Source organism: Aeromonas sp. RU39B, assembly GCF_900156095.1.
Taxonomy (GTDB): domain Bacteria; phylum Pseudomonadota; class Gammaproteobacteria; order Enterobacterales; family Aeromonadaceae; genus Aeromonas.
This window is the reverse complement of record NZ_FTMJ01000003.1, coordinates 73,641-90,002: the sequence shown is the minus strand read 5'-3', so window position 1 is coordinate 90,002 and position 16,362 is coordinate 73,641. Positions and strand designations below refer to the sequence as shown.

Here is a 16,362-nt window from a genome sequence, read left to right as displayed (position 1 = left end):
GTTAGGATTAAAAGCCCCGGCAGTGATGCCGGGGCTTTTCTTTTTGTTAAAAAAGCCTCAATCAGAACTGTGAAGGGGTGTCTTTGCGCCCCTCAACGCTTACTATGATCTGCAGACGAAGCAACCGACTAGCAATGAGGCCGTTGTGGTAGGCAATGATGAGAGCAATCTGACCGAGCGACTGTTTAGCCGGGTCAGCAAGGTGAAGGAAACCTCTGAGATCTCCAACAGCAGCCCTCCGGAGCCGGACGACGAGCCGGTGCAGGAGAAGCCTTTTATTGACGGCTCGTTTTATCGCAGCTGGTATCGTCTGCTGCGCCGCCCATCATGGGCGTTTCAGGGCGCCGACCCGGTTGAGGTGGAAGAGGTGTTGTCGCGCATCGCCGTGGCCGAAGGGCCGCGCACCCACGAGCAGTATCTCGATACCATCAAAGGATTTATTCCCGGCAACTGGATCTATGAGTGGAGCCAATTGGCTGGCCGCTATCTTAAACAGGGGCGTGACGCTGTGGCCGCAGGGGATCGCGAGCAGGCCCTGATGCAGCTGCAAAAAGCGGTGCGTTACTACTCCATAGCCAGTTACCCCCACCTTAAAAACGATGAGTTGGCCGATCAGGCCCAAATCCTTGGCAATCAGGCCTATCGTGAGGCTGGTCGTCTGTTCAACGTGCCGCTTAAAGAGCTGCAGGTGCCATATCACGGCAAACACATTCAGGGTTATCTGCACCTGCCGACTACCGACCGCCCGGTTCCTTTGGTGATGGTGAGCGGCGGGATTGACTCGTTGCAGATAGACTTTATGCGCTTCTATCTGAAGTTTCTCGAGCCGGCCGGGATCGGCATGCTGTCGCTCGACATGCCGGGCATCGGTTATGCCGAAAACTGGCCGCTGGTGCAGGACACCAGCCGCTTGCATCAGGCGGTGTTGCAATATCTGGGGGAGGTACCTTGGGTCGATCACCAGCGTATCGCCATGCTGGGCGCTCGTATGGCCGGCAATATCGCAGCCCGGCTGGCGTTTGTGGAACCCTTTAAGCTGCGTGCCGCCGTCTGTATTGGCGCCGGTGTGAATCAGGTCTTTACCCAGCCGGAGCTGTTTGCCAAATGCCCACGCATGATGCGCGACAGTCTGGCCAACCGACTCGGTGCCGACGCGGCTCACTGGGAACACCTGCACACCAAATGCCGGGTTTTTTCATTAAAGATTCAAGGATTGCTCGGGACTCGCACTTCCGTGCCGATATTGAGTATTGGACACAAACAGGACTTCATCTGTCCGGAGCAGGATATCCGGGCGCTGGCAGCCGCCAGCCGCAATGGCAAGGCCATTGTGTATGACCGGGAGCCGCTGTGGGAGGTCCACGAACGTTCTTTGGTGGAAACTGTCAACTGGTTGAAGCAGTACCTCTTGACCTGAAATGCCCGTGAGGGCAAGGCAACGACAGGATGGTAGATATGCCCGAAAGAGTCTCTTACAAACGTCTGTTACGCAAGTTTCTGGCCATCGGCCCTTACCTGCGCGAGGAGCAATGCAAGGAAGGGGAGTATCACTTTGATTGTCTGTCCGTATGCGCCAATGCCAAACCTGCTCCTGATAAACGGGAGTTCTGGGGGTGGTGGCTGACGCTCAGGCAACAAGATCGCAGCTTCACCTACCAGTGCCACTTCGGTTTTTATGATGCTGATGCTGCCTGGAGCAAAAAGGCGGTGCCGAAGAAGCATCAAGAGGAGCTTGAGCGCACACTGGCCCAGTTTCTGACCCGTCTGCAGCAGCAATTGACCGAGCTCGAATGTCAGTTGCAGCCCGAGCAGGCAACCCAAGCGGAGCTGACAGAGACCACTGCCTGATACGCAGTACTCTTCGCCTTGCCGCACACTACTTGCAGCACACCAAGGGCATGGGTATAAAGATGTTTCCCTTGCCCTTTTCTTTTGCAGTTCCATGGAAAACAGAACCATTGTCGTCAAGCTGGGCACCAGCGTGCTCACGGGAGGCTCTTCCCGTCTTAATCGTGCCCATATGGTCGAGCTGGTCCGCCAGTGTGCCGCCCTGCATCGTGACGGCCATCAGGTCGTCGTCGTGACCTCCGGCGCCATTGCCGCCGGCCGCGAACACTTGGGCCACCCGGCATTGGCGCCGACCCTGCCTAACAAGCAGATGCTGGCGGCTGTGGGGCAGACCCAAATCATCCGGGTCTGGCAGGATCTCTTTAATCTCTATGGCCTGCATATCGGACAGATGCTGCTGACCCGCGCCGATTTGGAAGATCGTGAGCGTTACCTCAACGCCCGCGATACCCTGCGCGCCCTGCTCGATAACCGCATTATTCCGGTTATCAACGAAAATGACGCGGTGGCGATTGCTGAAATCAAGGTCGGTGACAATGACAATCTGTCGGCGCGAGCTGCCATTTTGGCCGACGCCGATTTATTGATCCTGCTGACGGATCAAAAGGGGTTGTTTACCGCCGATCCACGCACCAATCCGGATGCCCAGCTCATCGAAGAGGTGCAGACCATTGATGACACCCTGCGCAAGCTGGCGGGTGACAGTGTCAGTGGTCTGGGCACCGGTGGCATGGCCACCAAGCTGCAGGCGGCTGATGTGGCGCGCCGCGCCGGTATCAATGTGGTCATCGCAACCGGTCAGGTGCCGGAAGTGATTGGCCGTCTGGCCAAAGGCGAGCGGATTGGTACCCGTTTCCCGGCGATAGCTTCTCCGGTTGAGGGGCGCAAGAGCTGGATTCTGGCAGGCCCCAGCTCTCACGGTGAAGTGCATGTGGATGCCGGCGCCGCCCGTGCGGTGCAAGAGAAAGGCTCCAGCCTGCTGCCCAAGGGCATTGTCCGGGTGAGCGGCGATTTTGCCCGTGGCGACGTGATCCGCATTATGGGGCCTGATGGCCAGATCCTGGCCCGTGGCATCAGCCGTTACAGCCATGATGAGTTGGCGCGCCTGTGTGGCGTTCACTCCGATCACATTGAGCAGGTTCTCGGCTACGGCTATGGTTCCGTGGCCATCCACCGTGATGACATGGTGGTACTGTGACCCCTATTTCGGCGCAGCGCTGAACCTTGCTGCGCCGCACCCTGTTTTGAAAGGACATTGCATGAGTCAGGAACAATCGGGTCGTCTGGAGACGCTTGGACAGGCAGCCCGTGAAGCGGCCTATCAGCTGGCTACGACCTCGACAGCAGATAAAAACCGCGCACTCGCGGCGATTGCCGATGAGCTGGAGGCCCAGGTCAGTACCATTCTGGCAGCCAATGCGCTGGATATCGACGCCGCCCGCGCCGGTGGAATGGGCGAGGCCATGCTCGATCGGCTGCTGCTGACCGAGTCGCGTCTGGCCGGGATCATCAGCGATGTGCGCAAGGTGATCACCCTTGATGACCCCGTTGGCATCGAGGAGGGGAGCCGGGTGCTGGAAAACGGTCTGCGACTGGCCAAACGCCGGGTGCCGATCGGGGTGATCGGCGTCATCTACGAGGCGCGGCCGAATGTGACTATCGATATCGCCAGCCTCTGCCTGAAAACCGGTAATGCCAGCATTTTGCGTGGCGGTCGTGAGACCTTCCACTCCAACCTGGCGCTGGTGCAGGTGATTCAAAACGCACTGGAAAAGAGCGGTCTGCCGGCCGCTTCGGTGCAATATATCGATAATCCGGATCGCGCTCTGGTGGGCGAATTGCTGCGCCTTGACCGCTATGTGGACATGATCATCCCGCGCGGTGGCGCGGGTCTGCACAAAATGTGCAAAGAGCAGAGCACCATTCCGGTTATCATCGGCGGCTTTGGCATTAGCCACATATTTGTAGACGAAAGTGCCGATCAGGCGCGCGCTATCGAGGTGATCGACAATGCCAAGGTGCAGCGTCCCTCCGCCTGTAACGCCCTCGATACCCTGCTGGTGCATGAGCAGATTGCCAGCGAGTTCCTGCCCAAACTGGTTGCCCGCATGAACCAGCGCCAGGTTGCGCTGGTGGCTGACGAGACCGCGCTACCTTATCTGCAGGGGGCGGCGCAGCTGCGTGCTGCCGGTGGTGAAGATTTTGATACCGAGTGGCTGTCGCTTACGCTCGGGGTGCGTCTGGTGCGGGATGTGAATGCGGCATTAGCACACATGCGCGAGCACAATGCCGGCCACTCCGATGCCATTCTCACCCATGATCTGCGCAGCGCCGAGCGTTTCGTTAACGGTGCCGGCTCGGCAGCGGTGTATGTCAATGCCTCGACCCGCTTTACCGATGGTGGCCAGTTTGGCTTGGGCGCCGAGGTGGCGGTATCGACCCAAATGCTGCATGCCCGCGGCCCGATGGGGCTGATGGAGCTCACCAGCTACAAGTGGGTAGGGCAAGCGGACTACCTGATCCGAACCTGATTGACGCGAGCTTTATCACAATGCCGGCGCAGAGTCGGCATTTTTATTGCTCAATACCAAACCCGCGTTTATAAACAATAAGCTGACAAAAATCTCAATAAAGGTTCGGTATGATGCGCATGGGATGGATGATCACAGGGATAGTGCTGGCACTTTGCTCATGGCAGGCCAGTGCCAAAGCACTGAGTGACAGTGCGCTCTATTACGAATCCGGTATGTCGCGGGTGGTCTCCTCCGCCGTGTTTGCCGAGGCGCTGGCCAATTACCGCAAGGTGCAGGATCAACATCGGCCGGTGCTGACCATCATCGACTACAGCAAGCCGTCCAATCAGAAACGGCTGTTTATTCTGGATGTGCAGCACGGGCAGTTGCTGTTTTCGACCTGGGTCAGCCATGGCCGTAACTCCGGCGATGAGCGAGCCTATGCGTTTTCCGATCAACCCAACTCGTTGCAAAGCTCGCTCGGGCTCTATCGCACTGGTGAAACCTATCTCGGTAAATATGGCTATTCGCTGCGACTCGACGGGCTGACTCCGGGCAAAAATCTCAACGCAAGACGGCGCGACATCGTGTTGCACGGCGCGCCGTATGCCAGCCCTGACCATATCCGCCGTTTCGGCAAGCTGGGCCGCAGCTGGGGATGCCCGGCGGTTCCGCTCGAGCAGGCTAACCGGATCATCGAGCTTATCAAGGGGGGCAGTATCATCTACGCCCACGGCTAACGCCTTATTAAAACAACAAAGGGAGCTGCGGCTCCCTTTGTGCATTCTTGCGTGCACTCTTTTACGCCGGATGCTCTTCCCGCTGGCGCACGATGAGTACCGGGCAGGGAGCATGGCGCACCACCGCTTCGGCCACACTCCCCACCAACAGATGGGCCAATCCGGTGCGGCCGTGGCTGCCCATGATGATGAGATCGCACTCGGCCTTGGCGGCCAGGGCGGTGATCTCGTCCGGTGCGCGGCCAAAGCAGATTTCGCTGGTGGCCGGAATGGTCAGGGACGTTATCAGGGTGGCCAGATGGGCTTTGGCCTGCTGCTCGAGCTCGAAAGTGATCTCGGCGGCGGTCATATGCAGGATCTTGTAGCTGTCAAAACCCTGCAACTGATCAATGACATGGACCAGGTGCAGCCGCGCGCCATGGCTTTGCGCCATAAACACGGCGTAATCGAGCACCGGCTTGGACATGGGGGAGAAATCGATGGGGCAGAGGATGCTCTGGATAGACATGATGGACTCCTTGGCAGTGACCGCGCGGCGGCATGCTGGAATGGGTGGCGGGCTCCCGTCACCGCTTGACTCCATCTTACGGCGCCAGCGGGTGGCCGGCATCAGTGCTGCGCCACAAACATGACCGGCCTCAGGTTTTATCGCTCGGTGTTGTTGTCTTCCGCTTGGTAACCCTTGGCCAGCCGGTCATACAGGATCACATTGACCGAGGCGGCCAGGTTCATACACCCCTCGGTTGGCACGTAGATCACATCACGACACCATGAAAGGATCTCGGGGCCCAGGGTGCCATCTTCGGGGCCGAAGATGTAAAAGGCGTTGTCGGGATGCTGATAGGTGGGCAAGGGGATGGCGCCGTCGATAAGATCAACGGCCACCGCGACCGCGCCGGCCGGCAAGGCTTGTTGCAGTTCATCGACTCCGACCAGCGGAATGCGGCTGACCATGCGCTTGGTGTCGGTGACAAAGCGTTGGGCTAGCTCAAAGCGCACGCCGGTGTAGAAGACGGCATCCGCCCGATAGCAACCGGCAGCACGCAGCACGGCGCCAACGTTCTCCGGGGATTTGGGATTAACCAGTCCGATGCTTACTTGTGTCATGACGCCTCCTCTATTAGGCGGCAGATTATAGGGAGTCGTTTCACGCGGCGCTGCTTCTTTTTCCGATCGACTGTTTGGGAGATGTGCGCTCTGTGGCATTTTTCGCCAGCAAGGGTTGCGGTCGCTGGGTAATCGGCAAATAATAGACAAACGTTTATAAATGGATGTTTGTCTATGACAGAGCGAGAGCAAGAGATACTGCGACTGCTGCGTGAAGATCCCATGATACCGCAGCAGACGTTGGCTGACCGGCTTGGGATCAGCCGCTCGGCGCTGGCCAGCCATATCTCCAGCCTGATGCGCCAGGGCTATGTGCTGGGGCGTGGCTATGTATTGCGCGAAGGCCCCTACGCCGTGGTACTGGGCGGTGCCAACATGGACATCTGTGGCAAGGCGCTCGGTGAGCTGCGCTCCGGTGATTCCAACCCCGGCCGGGTGCACACGGCTGCCGGTGGGGTGGCTCGTAATATCGCCGAGAATCTCGCTCGTCTGGGTAGCGATACCCGACTGGTGACCGCAGTGGGTAATGACCCGTATGGGCAACGCCTGATTGAGGTGAGCCAGCAAGCCGGCATTAATATGCGCCACACGCTGGTGCTCGACGGTCTCTCCACCTCCTGCTATCTCAGCCTGCATGACAGCAGCGGTGAGATGGGCTGCGCCATCAATGACATGGGTATCCTTGCCTCGCTTACGCCGCAGCGCCTGACTGCGCTCGATGGCCAGATTTCAGCAGCCGGTGCGCTGGTTATCGATACCAATCTGGCAACGCCGACCCTGGCCTGGCTGTTTGATCGCTACGGTCATCTGCCGCTGTTTGTCGATACCGTCTCGGTGGCCAAGGTGGAGAAGATTCGCCCCTGGCTGCCCGCCATCCACACCCTTAAACCCAATCGTCTCGAAGCCGAGAGCCTGTGTGGCATCACCATTCGTGGGCCGCAAGATGGTCCGGCGGTGGCCGAGTGGTTCCACCGCGCCGGGGTGCGTCGTCTGTTCCTCAGTCTGGGTGAGCAGGGGATTTTCTATAGCGATGGCGAACATCAGGAACACCTGTCAATTCTGCCCTGCCCGGTCATCAATGTGACCGGTGGTGGCGATGCCTTTATGGGCGGCCTGGTCCATGCCTGGTTGCAGGATTATTCGCTCAAATACACCGCCCGCTTTGCCCTGGCCTGCTCGGCCCTGGCAGTCGGTTGTGAAGATACCGTCTTTACCGGCCTGTCTCAGGCCGCCGCAGAACGTATGTTGGAGGAGTACCCATGTTGAACGATTATCTCGATATCCAGCCGGAAGTTGCGCAAGCCCTGGCCGCCGGTCGCCCCGTTGTGGCGCTGGAGTCCACCATCATCTCCCACGGTATGCCCTATCCGCAGAACGTGGAGACCGCACGGCTGGTTGAGCAGGTGGTGCGTGACAATGGCGCTGTGCCGGCGACCATTGCCATCATCGGTGGCCGCCTCAAGGTGGGTCTTGATGAAGCGGCGCTCGAGGCGCTTGGCAAAGGGGGTTATAGCGTGGCCAAGTGCAGCCGCCGCGACATTCCGTTTGTGCTGGCTGCCGGCAAGATGGGCGCCACCACGGTGGCATCGACCATGATCATCGCCGCCATGGCGGGGATTCGGGTGTTTGCTACCGGTGGTATTGGCGGTGTGCACCGTGGCGCTCAGGAAACCTTCGACATCTCTGCCGACCTGCAAGAGCTGGCTCATACCGACGTGGCCGTGGTGTGTGCCGGTGCCAAGTCGATTCTGGACATCGGCCTGACACTGGAATACCTGGAAACCCAGGGTGTGCCGGTGATTGGCTATCAAACAGAAGAGCTGCCGGCTTTCTATACCCGCGAGAGCGGCTTCAAGGTCGATTATCGTCTCGATACCCCGGAAGCGATTGCCGAGGCGCTGCGACTGAAATGGTCGTTGGGTCTGGAAGGGGGCGCCGTGGTCGCCAACCCGATCCCGCAAGAGTTTGCCATGCCCAAAGAGGCGATTGATGCTGCCATCGCCCAGTCGCTGCAAGAAGCCGATGAGCAAGGGGTCAAGGGCAAGGCATCCACCCCGTTCCTGCTGGCCCGTGTGTGCGAGCTGACCGGCGGTAACAGCCTCTCTTCCAACATCAAGCTGGTGCTCAACAACGCCGCACTGGGTGCCCGCATCGCCGCTGCCCTGTAAATCCGACGATTGATCGGCACTAAATAGCAGAGGGCCCGCGGGCCCTCTTCTCATTTACTGGTTCTGGATCTGGTTGCCAATCCCTTTGACCGTATCACGGGTGCCGTGACCAATCTCGCGGGTCACATCCCGGGTGGTATGCCCAATCTGCTTGGTCACGTCCCGGGTGGTATGGCCGATGGTTCTACCCGCCCCTTTGATCTCTGCGCAGCCGGTTATTAATAGCGCTGTGATCAGCAGCAACGCATATTTCATACTGACTACCCCTCATATTGGCCCCAATGCTCTGATCTAACCGTTTCAGAGCGGCCTTGCAACCAGCAGGGTATGGCCCGGCCCCGCAATATCGTGGTCAGCTTCTACATGGAACTCGGCCTCGCGCAGACACTGATACATTTCACGAGAGTGGTAAAAACGGCTGTTGCCGTTGGCCAGGCAGGTGAAATAGAGCGAGGTGGCATTGAGGCTGAAGCTGGCCGCCTCAAAGGGCTGGCGATCCCAGAACAGCTCCAGAATGCAGACGCGGGCTCCTGGCTTCATGCTGCGACGGATACGTTTAAGCAGGCTGACAATTTGTTCATGGCTGAAGCAGTCAAGGAACTGGCTCATCCACCAGATATCGGCATCGCCAGGCAGCTGCCCCTCTTCCAGCAGATTGACCGGATGGCCATGTACACGATCTTGCAGGTTGGCCTCGCGAATAGTGCTGTTAGCCATGGCGATCTGTTCAGGCAGATCGAGAATGGTCACCTGCAGCTTGGGATCGCGCTTGGCGCAAGAGAGTGCCCACTTGCCGGTGTTGCCACCCAGGTCATAGAGATGTTGGGGCTCATAAGCAAGCACATGATCTTGCGCCTGTTTGAAGGCCCAGTCGGAGTAAAAATGGTCAAAGCGGAACCAGCTGCTACGTGCCGGCTCTGGCAGATCCTTAAGATGGGGATAGATAGTCTGCCAATCACCAAATTCGCGCAGCCCTTCGGGCTTGCCACTGATAATGGCCTCATGCAGATGGGCCAGTGGTCGGTAGCAAACATGCTGCACAAAATCCATGTTGACGCGGGTCATCGGATCGCTATGCAGGTATTGGCCAACCTTTCCCAAACAATAGCGATCATCAGACAGATGGCAGATGCCGCCGCCCAGCCCCATATCGAGCAGCACGCTGGCCGCATAGTCGGTCAAGCCGGTTGCAGCAGCGATGTCGGCACTGGTTGCTCCCTGCGGCTGGTTGGCAAGAAAGGCCAGAATCCCGCTTTCACGCAGACTCCAGGCTGCCTGGAATAGCATGGGGGCAAAGACAATACGTTGTGCCTGGCTGATGGCATCCAGCGCATTGTGGCCATCTGTCTGATAGTGTTTCAATCGAAAACTCCCGATTATTGATAATTACTGGCTCGATTCAATTCCAGTTGGATGGCTTGGTTCAATCCGGCAATCCAGCGGTTGTAATTACGGTGGATTTTTCCGCTGCCGTTATCATCCAGATTGACGCTATTTACGTAGGTAATGGAGTAATCATGGGTGGTGTAGGGAATATCAATGGTGGCTTGGTGTTGACGCACCTGAATATGACCACGGATAACACCTGGACGCTCTTCTTTCATAATCCACTTCTTGCTGATTCCCGCATTAATAATCGCTCGAGAAATCTGCTGATCTGAAAGCTTGGCGGGGATGGGATTGCTCGTCATATTCAGTACGGGTTGGGATGTTGAGCAGCCTATTAATAACAGCATGGTTAACATGCTGATAAAATGTTTGATATTTTTCATTTTTATAACCTTTGTATTTATGAGGTGTGCCAACTGGCGGGCTCATCAAACAATAAAAAATGATGGCTTTCAATAAAAAGCAGAAAATTATGGGATTAAACCAGACTCTGTCGGATTGCACGCAGAGAGCCTCTGTTCTTCAAAAAAAATGATGGTAATATGCCCTCCACTTATTACTTTCTTAACGGAAGATGAATCATCAGCCGATTGCGGATAGAGCGCGCTGCCGCTGATGGTCATGTACCAAGGTTTGTGTGTGCTGAGTCATCCCGGTTTTTCCATCATCGACGCTGCGGCATTGGCGCCCGGTCTGGTGACGCGCGAGCAGTGGCTCGAGTGGGCCCATACCGGCGTGTGGCCGATGGCCGAAGGCATGCAGACGCCCCATCTGCCGATGATGGTAGCCCGGCGTATGAGTCAGGGTGCCCGTCTGGCCGTCGAGCTGGCTCTGAGCATGATGGAGCAGCATCCCGTTGATGGCGCTGTGTTTGCCAGCCGGCACGGGGAGCTGGATCGCTCCATCACCTTGCTGCAGGCGCTGGCGGCGCAGCGAGCTCTGTCCCCCACTGATTTCTCCCAATCGGTCCACAATACCTCGGCAGGTCTGGCCTCCATTCAGGGGCAGCACAGCATTCCCATGAGCTCGCTGGCAGCCGGTGAGGGCAGCTTTGCCGCAGCATTGCACGAGGCTATCGGCATGTTGGCTGATGGTTTGCAAAAGGTGCTGGTGGTGGCATTTGAAGGTCGTATCCCGACATTTTCCCAGCCTTGGCTTGCCGATGAAATGCCGCCACGAGCCGTGGCGCTGGTTTTGGCAAAAGGCGGGGAGTGGCAGGGATGCAGGGCGACAACTTCTGTCCCGAGAGAGATGGATGGCGCATTATCGTGTTGGCGTGCCCAGCTAATGGGGTTATCGCACTTTTCGGTATTTGATGGGCGGCAGGGGTGGCTATGGCAGCGCAACTGAGCCGGTGGTGGCGATTGCTGGGCACTATGCTTGGCTTTACCCTGTTTGGTGGCGGTGGAATATTGCTGACGATATTCTGGTTTCCACTGCTTGCGCTGTTTGTTCGCGGTGAGTTACGCCGCCGCTGGGCTCAGGGTTCGATTCGTCACTCCTTTCGCCTCTTTATGCGTTTTTTAAAGATGATGGGCGTGCTTGATTATCGAGTCGAGGGTATTCCCGCCAATCTGGAAGGGACTCTGGTCTTGGCAAATCACCCCAGCCTGCTGGATTATGTGTTGCTGGCCTCTGAGATGCCAAATTGTGACTGCATCGTCAAAGAGGCGCTGTGGCGTAATCCATTTGTTGCCGGCGTTGTGCGCGCCGCCGATTATATCCCCAATGTGGTTGCCGAGCGGTTATTGCCATTATGTATTGAGCGGATTCGGCAAGGGGGAATATTGCTGATATTTCCCGAAGGCACTCGCACCACCCCGGGTGAACCACTACGTCTGCAACGTGGTGCGGCGCAGTTGGCGGTGCGAAGTGGCGCCAGATTGCAGCCGGTTCGCATCCACTGCTCGGCCAGATTTCTGACCAAGCAGCACAAGTGGTTTCATGTGCCCACACACAAGCCGGTGTTTACCGTCCAGTTTTTGCCCCAGTGTCAGGCGCAGGATCTGGTTCCGGCTCACGAGCCCCCTTCGCTGGCGGCCCGTCATCTGACTCACCATTTCACCCGGGTATTGAGCCCGGGCAATCAAGACCCTGTATGGACTCAAGATGCAACAAGCCCTAATTGAAGAGATCAAACAACTGATTATCGACAGCCTCAATCTGGAAGGCATGACTCCGGCCGAGATTGAGACCGACGCCCCGCTGTTTGGCGATGGCCTCGGCCTCGACTCCATTGATGCGCTGGAGCTGGGGCTCGCAATGAAAGGCCGTTACGGTATCGTGCTCTCGGCTGATGATGAAAACACTCGCCGCCACTTTGCCTCGGTGGCAGCACTGGCCGCGTTGGTGAATGCCCAGCAGGAGCGTGCATGATGACCAGAGAGGAGATTTTCAACGAGATCCGCAGCGCTCTGGTCGATTTGTTTGAGATTGATGCCGACGCCGTGACCATGGATGCCCAGCTCTATCAGCAGTTGGAGCTCGATAGCATTGATGCCATCGATCTGGTGGTGCATCTGCAAAAACTCACCGGCAAGAAAATCAAGCCGGAAGAGTTCAAATCCGTGCGCACCGTGGCCGATGTGGTGGACGCGGTAGAGCGTCTGCTCGCCGCCTGATGGTGCGTGGTTTCAACCTGCTGGCCGGGGGCGTGCTACTGCTCTACCCCTTGTTGGTCTATGTCGGCATGACCCGCTGGAGTCACGACGCGCTGGCTCTGATGCTGCTCCCGCTGTTTGCCTTGCGTCTGCTGCCAGGCAGTGCTGCGCTGCGTGAGTGGTTGTGGGCGGCGCGTCTGGCCGGCGTGGTGGGGTTGGCGCTGGTGGTGCTTAGCCTGTGGTTCAAAGCCCAACACTGGCTCTTGTTCTATCCGCTGGTGGTCAATCTGACCCTGCTGGCGGTATTTGGCTGGAGTCTGCGCCAGCCCATGACACTGGTGGAGCGTCTGGCTCGCCTGACCACCCCTGACCTGCCGCCGCGTGGCGTGCGTTATACCCGGCGCGTGACCCAGGTGTGGTGCCTGTTTTTTATCATCAACGCGGCCTTGGCCACCTTGACCATCCTGCACGGTGACCTTGCGTTGTGGAGCCTCTATAACGGTTTGATTAGCTATGTGCTGATCGGCGTCTTGATGGGGGGAGAGTGGCTGGTGCGCCGACATGTGATGCGGGGAGGGGACAATGACCCTACTTGATGAGCTGTGGCAGGCTCCGGCCGAGCGGGTGGTGGCCTTTGGCGTTGAGGGCGACCTGTCCCTAGCCGACTTGCGCTCGGGGGCTCTGCAACTGGCGGCTCGCATGAATGGTGCGGGTGCACAGCGTTGGGCGATCTGTCTGACCGACAGTTACCATTTTTGCCAAGCCCTGCTGGCTTGCGCCCTCACCGGCCATCAGATGATCTTGCCCGGTCACCAGCGCCCTGCTGCCTTGGCTGCCTTACTGGCGCAAGGCGCATTTGATGGTGTGCTGGCCGATGAACCGGCTGACCTCTCCTGTCCGCAGCTTATGATCGATGAACTTCCGACAGCTGCTCCGCGTTCATTTTACCAACCCGGCACCGGTTCACTCGCACCAACCATCACGCTCTACACCTCGGGCTCGAGCGGTGATCCCAAGCCCATTGGCAAGGTGTGGCAACAACTGGACACCGAAGTGCGTGTGCAGTGCTCTCTGTGGGGTCAGTGCAGTCACGGTGCCCGGCTCTATTCGAGTGTCAGTCATCAGCATATCTACGGCCTGCTGTTTCGTATCTTGCTGCCGCTGGCGCTGGGAATTCCGCTGGCGCGCCGTCAGACCGATTATCCCGAGCAATTGCAAAGCGATAGCGGCCCCTGGCTGCTGGTCAGTTCACCTGCCTTTTTGTCCCGTCTCGATCCTGCTTTGCAAAGCAGTGGCTGCCAACTGGTGCTCTCTTCCGGTGGTCCGCTGGCCTGGCAGGATGCCAGGCAGTGCGCAGCGTTGCTCGGCCAGCGACCGGTCGAAATCTATGGCAGCAGCGAAACCGGTGGGATTGGCTGGCGCCAGCGTGAACAGGAAGATCAGTGCTGGCATGCGTTTCCCGGTATGCAGTTAAGCTCGGGCGCCGATCAGTTGCTGACGCTGATTTCTCCGTTTTTACCGGACAATACGCCCTGGCTTGGCAGCGATCGCATTGCACTGGATGAGGGTGGCCAACAGTTTCGCCTGCTCGGTCGTAGCGATCGAATTATCAAACTCGAAGAGAAACGCATCTCGTTAGATGACGTCGAGCTGCGTCTGTTGTCACTGCCCTGGGTCAACGAGGTGGCCGTGATGCCACTGGAGCGAGGCGGTCGTAAGGTGCTGGGCGTAGCACTGGTGCCAAGTGCCGAGGGGCAAGCGGAATATGATGCGTTGGGGCATGGTCCCTTTTTGCAGGCACTGCGTCAGAGACTGCGTCCCTGGCTGGAGCCGGTAGCGCTGCCGCGCTCTCTGCGGATGTTTAATACCATGCCATTGACCGGTGCAGGCAAACGCGATGGGGTGGCGCTGCGTCATAGCTTTGCTTGCGACATCACCTTGCCGGAGGACGATGCATGATGGACGCGAGCTTGTTACCCGAAGTGCAGGCATGCCAGCCTGATGGAACAGGCGTGTTGCTGACTCTCTACCTTGCGCCAGATTTGCCCTGGTTTAGCGGCCACTTTCCCGGTGCAGCCCTGCTGCCGGGCGTGACCCAGCTGCACTGGGCTCTGGCGCTGGCGCGCCGCGAAGGGGTGATGGAGGGGCAATTTGCTGGCATGGATCAGCTTAAATTCCAGCGCCCTTTACGACCGGGTATGCGCTGCGCCTTGTCTTTGCAACGCCACGCCGAGGGACGGCTGCGCTTTGAATATCGGATTTTACAGTCGGATGGTGAGCCGGGTGAGCTGGCGAGCAGTGGTCGGGTGAGCCTGACATGAACCCGTGCATCATCATCCCCTGCTATAACCATGCCTCCCCTTTGCGCAAGGTGCTGGCGCAGCTTGAGCGCTACCAGCTTCCCTGCCTGCTGGTCGATGATGGCAGTGAGCCGCAAGCGGCGGCGGCGCTGGATGTGCTGGCTGCCGAGCATGCCGGTTGGGTCAGCCTGCTTCGCCACGAGCGCAATCGTGGCAAAGGTGGCGCCGTAATGACGGCGCTACGGGCCGCCAAGGCGCGGGGATTTAGCCACGCGCTGCAGGTCGATGCCGATGGTCAGCACGATCTGACCCGCTTGCCGGATCTGTTGGCCGAGGCTGAGCAATACCCGACGGCGCTGGTGTCCGGCGCACCCGAATATGATGAATCGGTGCCCAAGGGGCGCCTCTACGGCCGCTATCTCACCCATGTCTGGGTCTGGATTGAGACGCTGTCGCTGGATATTCGCGATAGCATGTGCGGTTTTCGGGTCTACCCGTTGGCTGCGACCTGCGCCTTGCTCGAAGGTTGTCGTCTTGGCGAGCGGATGGACTTTGATATCGAAGTGATGGTGCGCCTCTATTGGCGCAAGGTGCCGGTGCGCTTTGTGCCACTGCGGGTACACTATCCGCAAGACGGACTCTCCCATTTTGACCCACTGGCTGACAACCTGCGCATCTCCTGGATGCACACCCGGCTGGTGTTGACCCTGCTTGGTGAAGGCGCTCGCCATCTGCTGCGCTGGCCCAAAGCATGGCTGGCATTGGGTCGCGCGCACTGGTCGCGCACGCCTGAGCGCGGCACCTTGCTCGGGCTGCGCATCATGCTCTGGAGCTACAGCCTGCTCGGCCGGCCCGGCTTCAAGGCTATTTTACTGCCGGTGATCACCTATTTCTGGCTGACCGGGCGCAGTCAGCGTCAGGCCTCCCAAGACTATCTGGCGCGCTTGAGCCAACGGGCGGCAGAGCGTGGTGTCACACTGCCCGGGCCCCTTGGCAGCCTGCGCCACTTTCTGCGCTTTGGCGAAGCGGCCCTCGACAAGCTGGCTGGCTGGCGCGGTGATATCCGGCTCGATCAGATTGAGCTGGTGGGCCGCGAACACTACCAGGCGGCGCGCGGTCAGGGCGCGCTGATCCTGGGCTCGCACCTGGGCGATTTGGAGCTGTGCCGGGCGCTCGGTCATCAGGAAGGGGCGGTGCACATCACGGCTCTGGTCTTTACCCGTCATGCCGCCCGTTTTAATGCCTTGCTGCAGGAGATCAACCCGCAGGCCGGCCTTAATCTGGTTCAGGTGCAGGAGTTGGGGGCCGATACCGCCATTTTGCTCAAAGAGCGGCTTGATGCCGGTGAGTGGGTGGTGATCGTCGGCGATCGCACCTCGGTGACTCGTGAAAAACGGGTGGTGTGGGCCGATTTTCTTGGTCAGCCAGCGCCGTTCCCGCTCGGGCCGTTTGCACTCTCTGCCGTGCTGGGATGCCCCACGTATCTGATGTTTGGTCTCAAGGAGCAGGGGCGTTTTCGGGTGCACTTCGAGCCGTTTGCTGATGGCCAGCCGCTACCCAGAGCTAACCGCCAGCAACTGCTGGAAGCGCGCGTGCGCCACTATGCCGAGCGGCTGGAGGCGCACTGCCTGCAAGCCCCGCTCGACTGGTTCAATTTTTTCGACTTCTGGCATCTGACCGATGAGCCGGACTGAGTA

General features: G+C 58.7%; 20 protein-coding genes. 15 read left to right on the top strand and 5 right to left on the bottom strand.

Annotated features, from left to right (window positions below):
• Window positions 1-145 precede the first annotated feature (145 nt).
• The 5 genes from frsA (at window position 146) to BW958_RS05625 (ending at window position 5,101) form a co-directional block, all read left to right on the top strand.
• Window positions 146-1,417 (top strand): esterase FrsA, encoded by a 1,272-nt coding sequence (frsA, locus tag BW958_RS05645; RefSeq protein ID WP_076574765.1) that lies wholly within the window; start codon window positions 146-148, stop codon window positions 1,415-1,417.
• 38 nt (window positions 1,418-1,455) lie between these two features.
• Entirely contained in the window at window positions 1,456-1,848 is a 393-nt protein-coding gene (gene crl / locus BW958_RS05640) for a sigma factor-binding protein Crl (RefSeq protein WP_076574764.1), read from the top strand.
• 94 nt (window positions 1,849-1,942) lie between these two features.
• Entirely contained in the window at window positions 1,943-3,046 is a 1,104-nt protein-coding gene (gene proB / locus BW958_RS05635; RefSeq protein ID WP_076574763.1) for a glutamate 5-kinase, read from the top strand.
• Window positions 3,047-3,107: 61 nt separating this feature from the next.
• Entirely contained in the window at window positions 3,108-4,379 is a 1,272-nt protein-coding gene (locus tag BW958_RS05630; RefSeq protein WP_076574762.1) for a glutamate-5-semialdehyde dehydrogenase, read from the top strand.
• Window positions 4,380-4,489: 110 nt separating this feature from the next.
• The gene (locus BW958_RS05625) at window positions 4,490-5,101 is read left to right on the top strand and encodes a murein L,D-transpeptidase catalytic domain family protein (RefSeq protein WP_076574761.1); all 612 of its coding nucleotides are present in this window, start codon (window positions 4,490-4,492) and stop codon (window positions 5,099-5,101) included.
• Between the two features lie 61 nt (window positions 5,102-5,162).
• On the opposite strand, the gene BW958_RS05620 is transcribed toward BW958_RS05625, so the two are convergent.
• Window positions 5,163-5,609, bottom strand: coding sequence for a universal stress protein (locus BW958_RS05620; RefSeq protein ID WP_076574760.1), 447 nt, complete (start codon window positions 5,607-5,609; stop codon window positions 5,163-5,165).
• A 137-nt stretch (window positions 5,610-5,746) separates the two neighbouring features.
• Window positions 5,747-6,208, bottom strand: a complete 462-nt coding sequence (locus BW958_RS05615; RefSeq protein ID WP_076574759.1) for an RNA methyltransferase — start codon at window positions 6,206-6,208, stop codon at window positions 5,747-5,749.
• Between the two features lie 174 nt (window positions 6,209-6,382).
• On the opposite strand from BW958_RS05615, the gene BW958_RS05610 reads away from it, so the two are divergent.
• Both BW958_RS05610 and BW958_RS05605 read left to right on the top strand, forming a co-directional pair.
• Window positions 6,383-7,474 (top strand): PfkB family carbohydrate kinase, encoded by a 1,092-nt coding sequence (locus BW958_RS05610; RefSeq protein ID WP_076574758.1) that lies wholly within the window; start codon window positions 6,383-6,385, stop codon window positions 7,472-7,474.
• On the top strand, window positions 7,468-8,376 hold the full coding sequence (locus BW958_RS05605) for a pseudouridine-5'-phosphate glycosidase (RefSeq protein WP_076574757.1): 909 nt from the start codon (window positions 7,468-7,470) through the stop codon (window positions 8,374-8,376). Before BW958_RS05610 ends, BW958_RS05605 begins: the two co-directional genes overlap by 7 nt.
• 54 nt (window positions 8,377-8,430) lie before the next feature.
• Here BW958_RS05605 and BW958_RS05600 read toward each other — a convergent pair whose 3' ends face one another.
• Genes BW958_RS05600 through BW958_RS05590 form a run of 3 tightly spaced genes read right to left on the bottom strand, consistent with a single transcriptional unit; the run spans window position 8,431 to window position 10,148 of the window.
• Window positions 8,431-8,631 carry a hypothetical protein gene (locus BW958_RS05600; RefSeq protein ID WP_076574756.1) on the bottom strand — a complete coding sequence of 67 codons (201 nt, stop codon included), beginning with the start codon at window positions 8,629-8,631 and terminating at the stop codon, window positions 8,431-8,433.
• 45 nt (window positions 8,632-8,676) lie between these two features.
• Window positions 8,677-9,738 carry a methyltransferase gene (locus BW958_RS05595; protein WP_076574755.1) on the bottom strand — a complete coding sequence of 354 codons (1,062 nt, stop codon included), beginning with the start codon at window positions 9,736-9,738 and terminating at the stop codon, window positions 8,677-8,679.
• A 14-nt stretch (window positions 9,739-9,752) separates the two neighbouring features.
• A complete protein-coding gene (locus BW958_RS05590; protein ID WP_076574754.1) occupies window positions 9,753-10,148 on the bottom strand; it encodes a hypothetical protein in 396 nt (131 codons plus the stop codon).
• A gap of 256 nt (window positions 10,149-10,404) precedes the next feature.
• On the opposite strand from BW958_RS05590, the gene BW958_RS05585 reads away from it, so the two are divergent.
• Genes BW958_RS05585 through BW958_RS05550 form a run of 8 tightly spaced genes read left to right on the top strand, consistent with a single transcriptional unit; the run spans window position 10,405 to window position 16,359 of the window.
• Entirely contained in the window at window positions 10,405-11,115 is a 711-nt protein-coding gene (locus BW958_RS05585; protein ID WP_076575083.1) for a beta-ketoacyl synthase chain length factor, read from the top strand.
• Window positions 11,100-11,894: a lysophospholipid acyltransferase family protein gene (locus tag BW958_RS05580; protein WP_076574753.1), complete on the top strand. Its 795-nt coding sequence runs from the start codon at window positions 11,100-11,102 to the stop codon at window positions 11,892-11,894. Before BW958_RS05585 ends, BW958_RS05580 begins: the two co-directional genes overlap by 16 nt.
• Window positions 11,875-12,141, top strand: a complete 267-nt coding sequence (locus tag BW958_RS05575; RefSeq protein ID WP_076574752.1) for a phosphopantetheine-binding protein — start codon at window positions 11,875-11,877, stop codon at window positions 12,139-12,141. The genes BW958_RS05580 and BW958_RS05575 overlap by 20 nt, the downstream gene beginning before the upstream one ends.
• Window positions 12,141-12,386, top strand: a complete 246-nt coding sequence (locus BW958_RS05570) for an acyl carrier protein (RefSeq protein ID WP_076575082.1) — start codon at window positions 12,141-12,143, stop codon at window positions 12,384-12,386. Before BW958_RS05575 ends, BW958_RS05570 begins: the two co-directional genes overlap by 1 nt.
• Window positions 12,386-12,961, top strand: coding sequence for a COG4648 family protein (locus BW958_RS05565; RefSeq protein ID WP_076574751.1), 576 nt, complete (start codon window positions 12,386-12,388; stop codon window positions 12,959-12,961). The genes BW958_RS05570 and BW958_RS05565 overlap by 1 nt, the downstream gene beginning before the upstream one ends.
• The gene (locus BW958_RS05560) at window positions 12,948-14,324 is read left to right on the top strand and encodes an AMP-binding protein (protein ID WP_076574750.1); all 1,377 of its coding nucleotides are present in this window, start codon (window positions 12,948-12,950) and stop codon (window positions 14,322-14,324) included. Before BW958_RS05565 ends, BW958_RS05560 begins: the two co-directional genes overlap by 14 nt.
• Window positions 14,321-14,686, top strand: coding sequence for an ApeI family dehydratase (locus BW958_RS05555; protein ID WP_076574749.1), 366 nt, complete (start codon window positions 14,321-14,323; stop codon window positions 14,684-14,686). Before BW958_RS05560 ends, BW958_RS05555 begins: the two co-directional genes overlap by 4 nt.
• Window positions 14,683-16,359 (top strand): glycosyltransferase family 2 protein, encoded by a 1,677-nt coding sequence (locus BW958_RS05550; RefSeq protein WP_076574748.1) that lies wholly within the window; start codon window positions 14,683-14,685, stop codon window positions 16,357-16,359. The genes BW958_RS05555 and BW958_RS05550 overlap by 4 nt, the downstream gene beginning before the upstream one ends.
• Window positions 16,360-16,362: the final 3 nt, after the last annotated feature.

What these genes read in the sequence shown, in the direction of transcription:
- crl (WP_076574764.1), top strand. Translation starts at nt 1,456, where the DNA reads ATGCCCGAAAGAGTCTCTTACAAACGTCTGTTACGCAAGTTTCTGGCC.
- proB (WP_076574763.1), top strand. Translation starts at nt 1,943, where the DNA reads ATGGAAAACAGAACCATTGTCGTCAAGCTGGGCACCAGCGTGCTCACG.
- BW958_RS05630 (WP_076574762.1), top strand. Translation starts at nt 3,108, where the DNA reads ATGAGTCAGGAACAATCGGGTCGTCTGGAGACGCTTGGACAGGCAGCC.
- BW958_RS05625 (WP_076574761.1), top strand. Translation starts at nt 4,490, where the DNA reads ATGATGCGCATGGGATGGATGATCACAGGGATAGTGCTGGCACTTTGC.
- BW958_RS05620 (WP_076574760.1), bottom strand. Translation starts at nt 5,609, where the DNA reads ATGTCTATCCAGAGCATCCTCTGCCCCATCGATTTCTCCCCCATGTCC.
- BW958_RS05615 (WP_076574759.1), bottom strand. Translation starts at nt 6,208, where the DNA reads ATGACACAAGTAAGCATCGGACTGGTTAATCCCAAATCCCCGGAGAAC.
- BW958_RS05610 (WP_076574758.1), top strand. Translation starts at nt 6,383, where the DNA reads ATGACAGAGCGAGAGCAAGAGATACTGCGACTGCTGCGTGAAGATCCC.
- BW958_RS05605 (WP_076574757.1), top strand. Translation starts at nt 7,468, where the DNA reads ATGTTGAACGATTATCTCGATATCCAGCCGGAAGTTGCGCAAGCCCTG.
- BW958_RS05600 (WP_076574756.1), bottom strand. Translation starts at nt 8,631, where the DNA reads ATGAAATATGCGTTGCTGCTGATCACAGCGCTATTAATAACCGGCTGC.
- BW958_RS05590 (WP_076574754.1), bottom strand. Translation starts at nt 10,148, where the DNA reads ATGAAAAATATCAAACATTTTATCAGCATGTTAACCATGCTGTTATTA.
- BW958_RS05580 (WP_076574753.1), top strand. Translation starts at nt 11,100, where the DNA reads ATGGCAGCGCAACTGAGCCGGTGGTGGCGATTGCTGGGCACTATGCTT.
- BW958_RS05575 (WP_076574752.1), top strand. Translation starts at nt 11,875, where the DNA reads ATGCAACAAGCCCTAATTGAAGAGATCAAACAACTGATTATCGACAGC.
- BW958_RS05570 (WP_076575082.1), top strand. Translation starts at nt 12,141, where the DNA reads ATGACCAGAGAGGAGATTTTCAACGAGATCCGCAGCGCTCTGGTCGAT.
- BW958_RS05565 (WP_076574751.1), top strand. Translation starts at nt 12,386, where the DNA reads ATGGTGCGTGGTTTCAACCTGCTGGCCGGGGGCGTGCTACTGCTCTAC.
- BW958_RS05560 (WP_076574750.1), top strand. Translation starts at nt 12,948, where the DNA reads ATGACCCTACTTGATGAGCTGTGGCAGGCTCCGGCCGAGCGGGTGGTG.
- BW958_RS05555 (WP_076574749.1), top strand. Translation starts at nt 14,321, where the DNA reads ATGATGGACGCGAGCTTGTTACCCGAAGTGCAGGCATGCCAGCCTGAT.
- BW958_RS05550 (WP_076574748.1), top strand. Translation starts at nt 14,683, where the DNA reads ATGAACCCGTGCATCATCATCCCCTGCTATAACCATGCCTCCCCTTTG.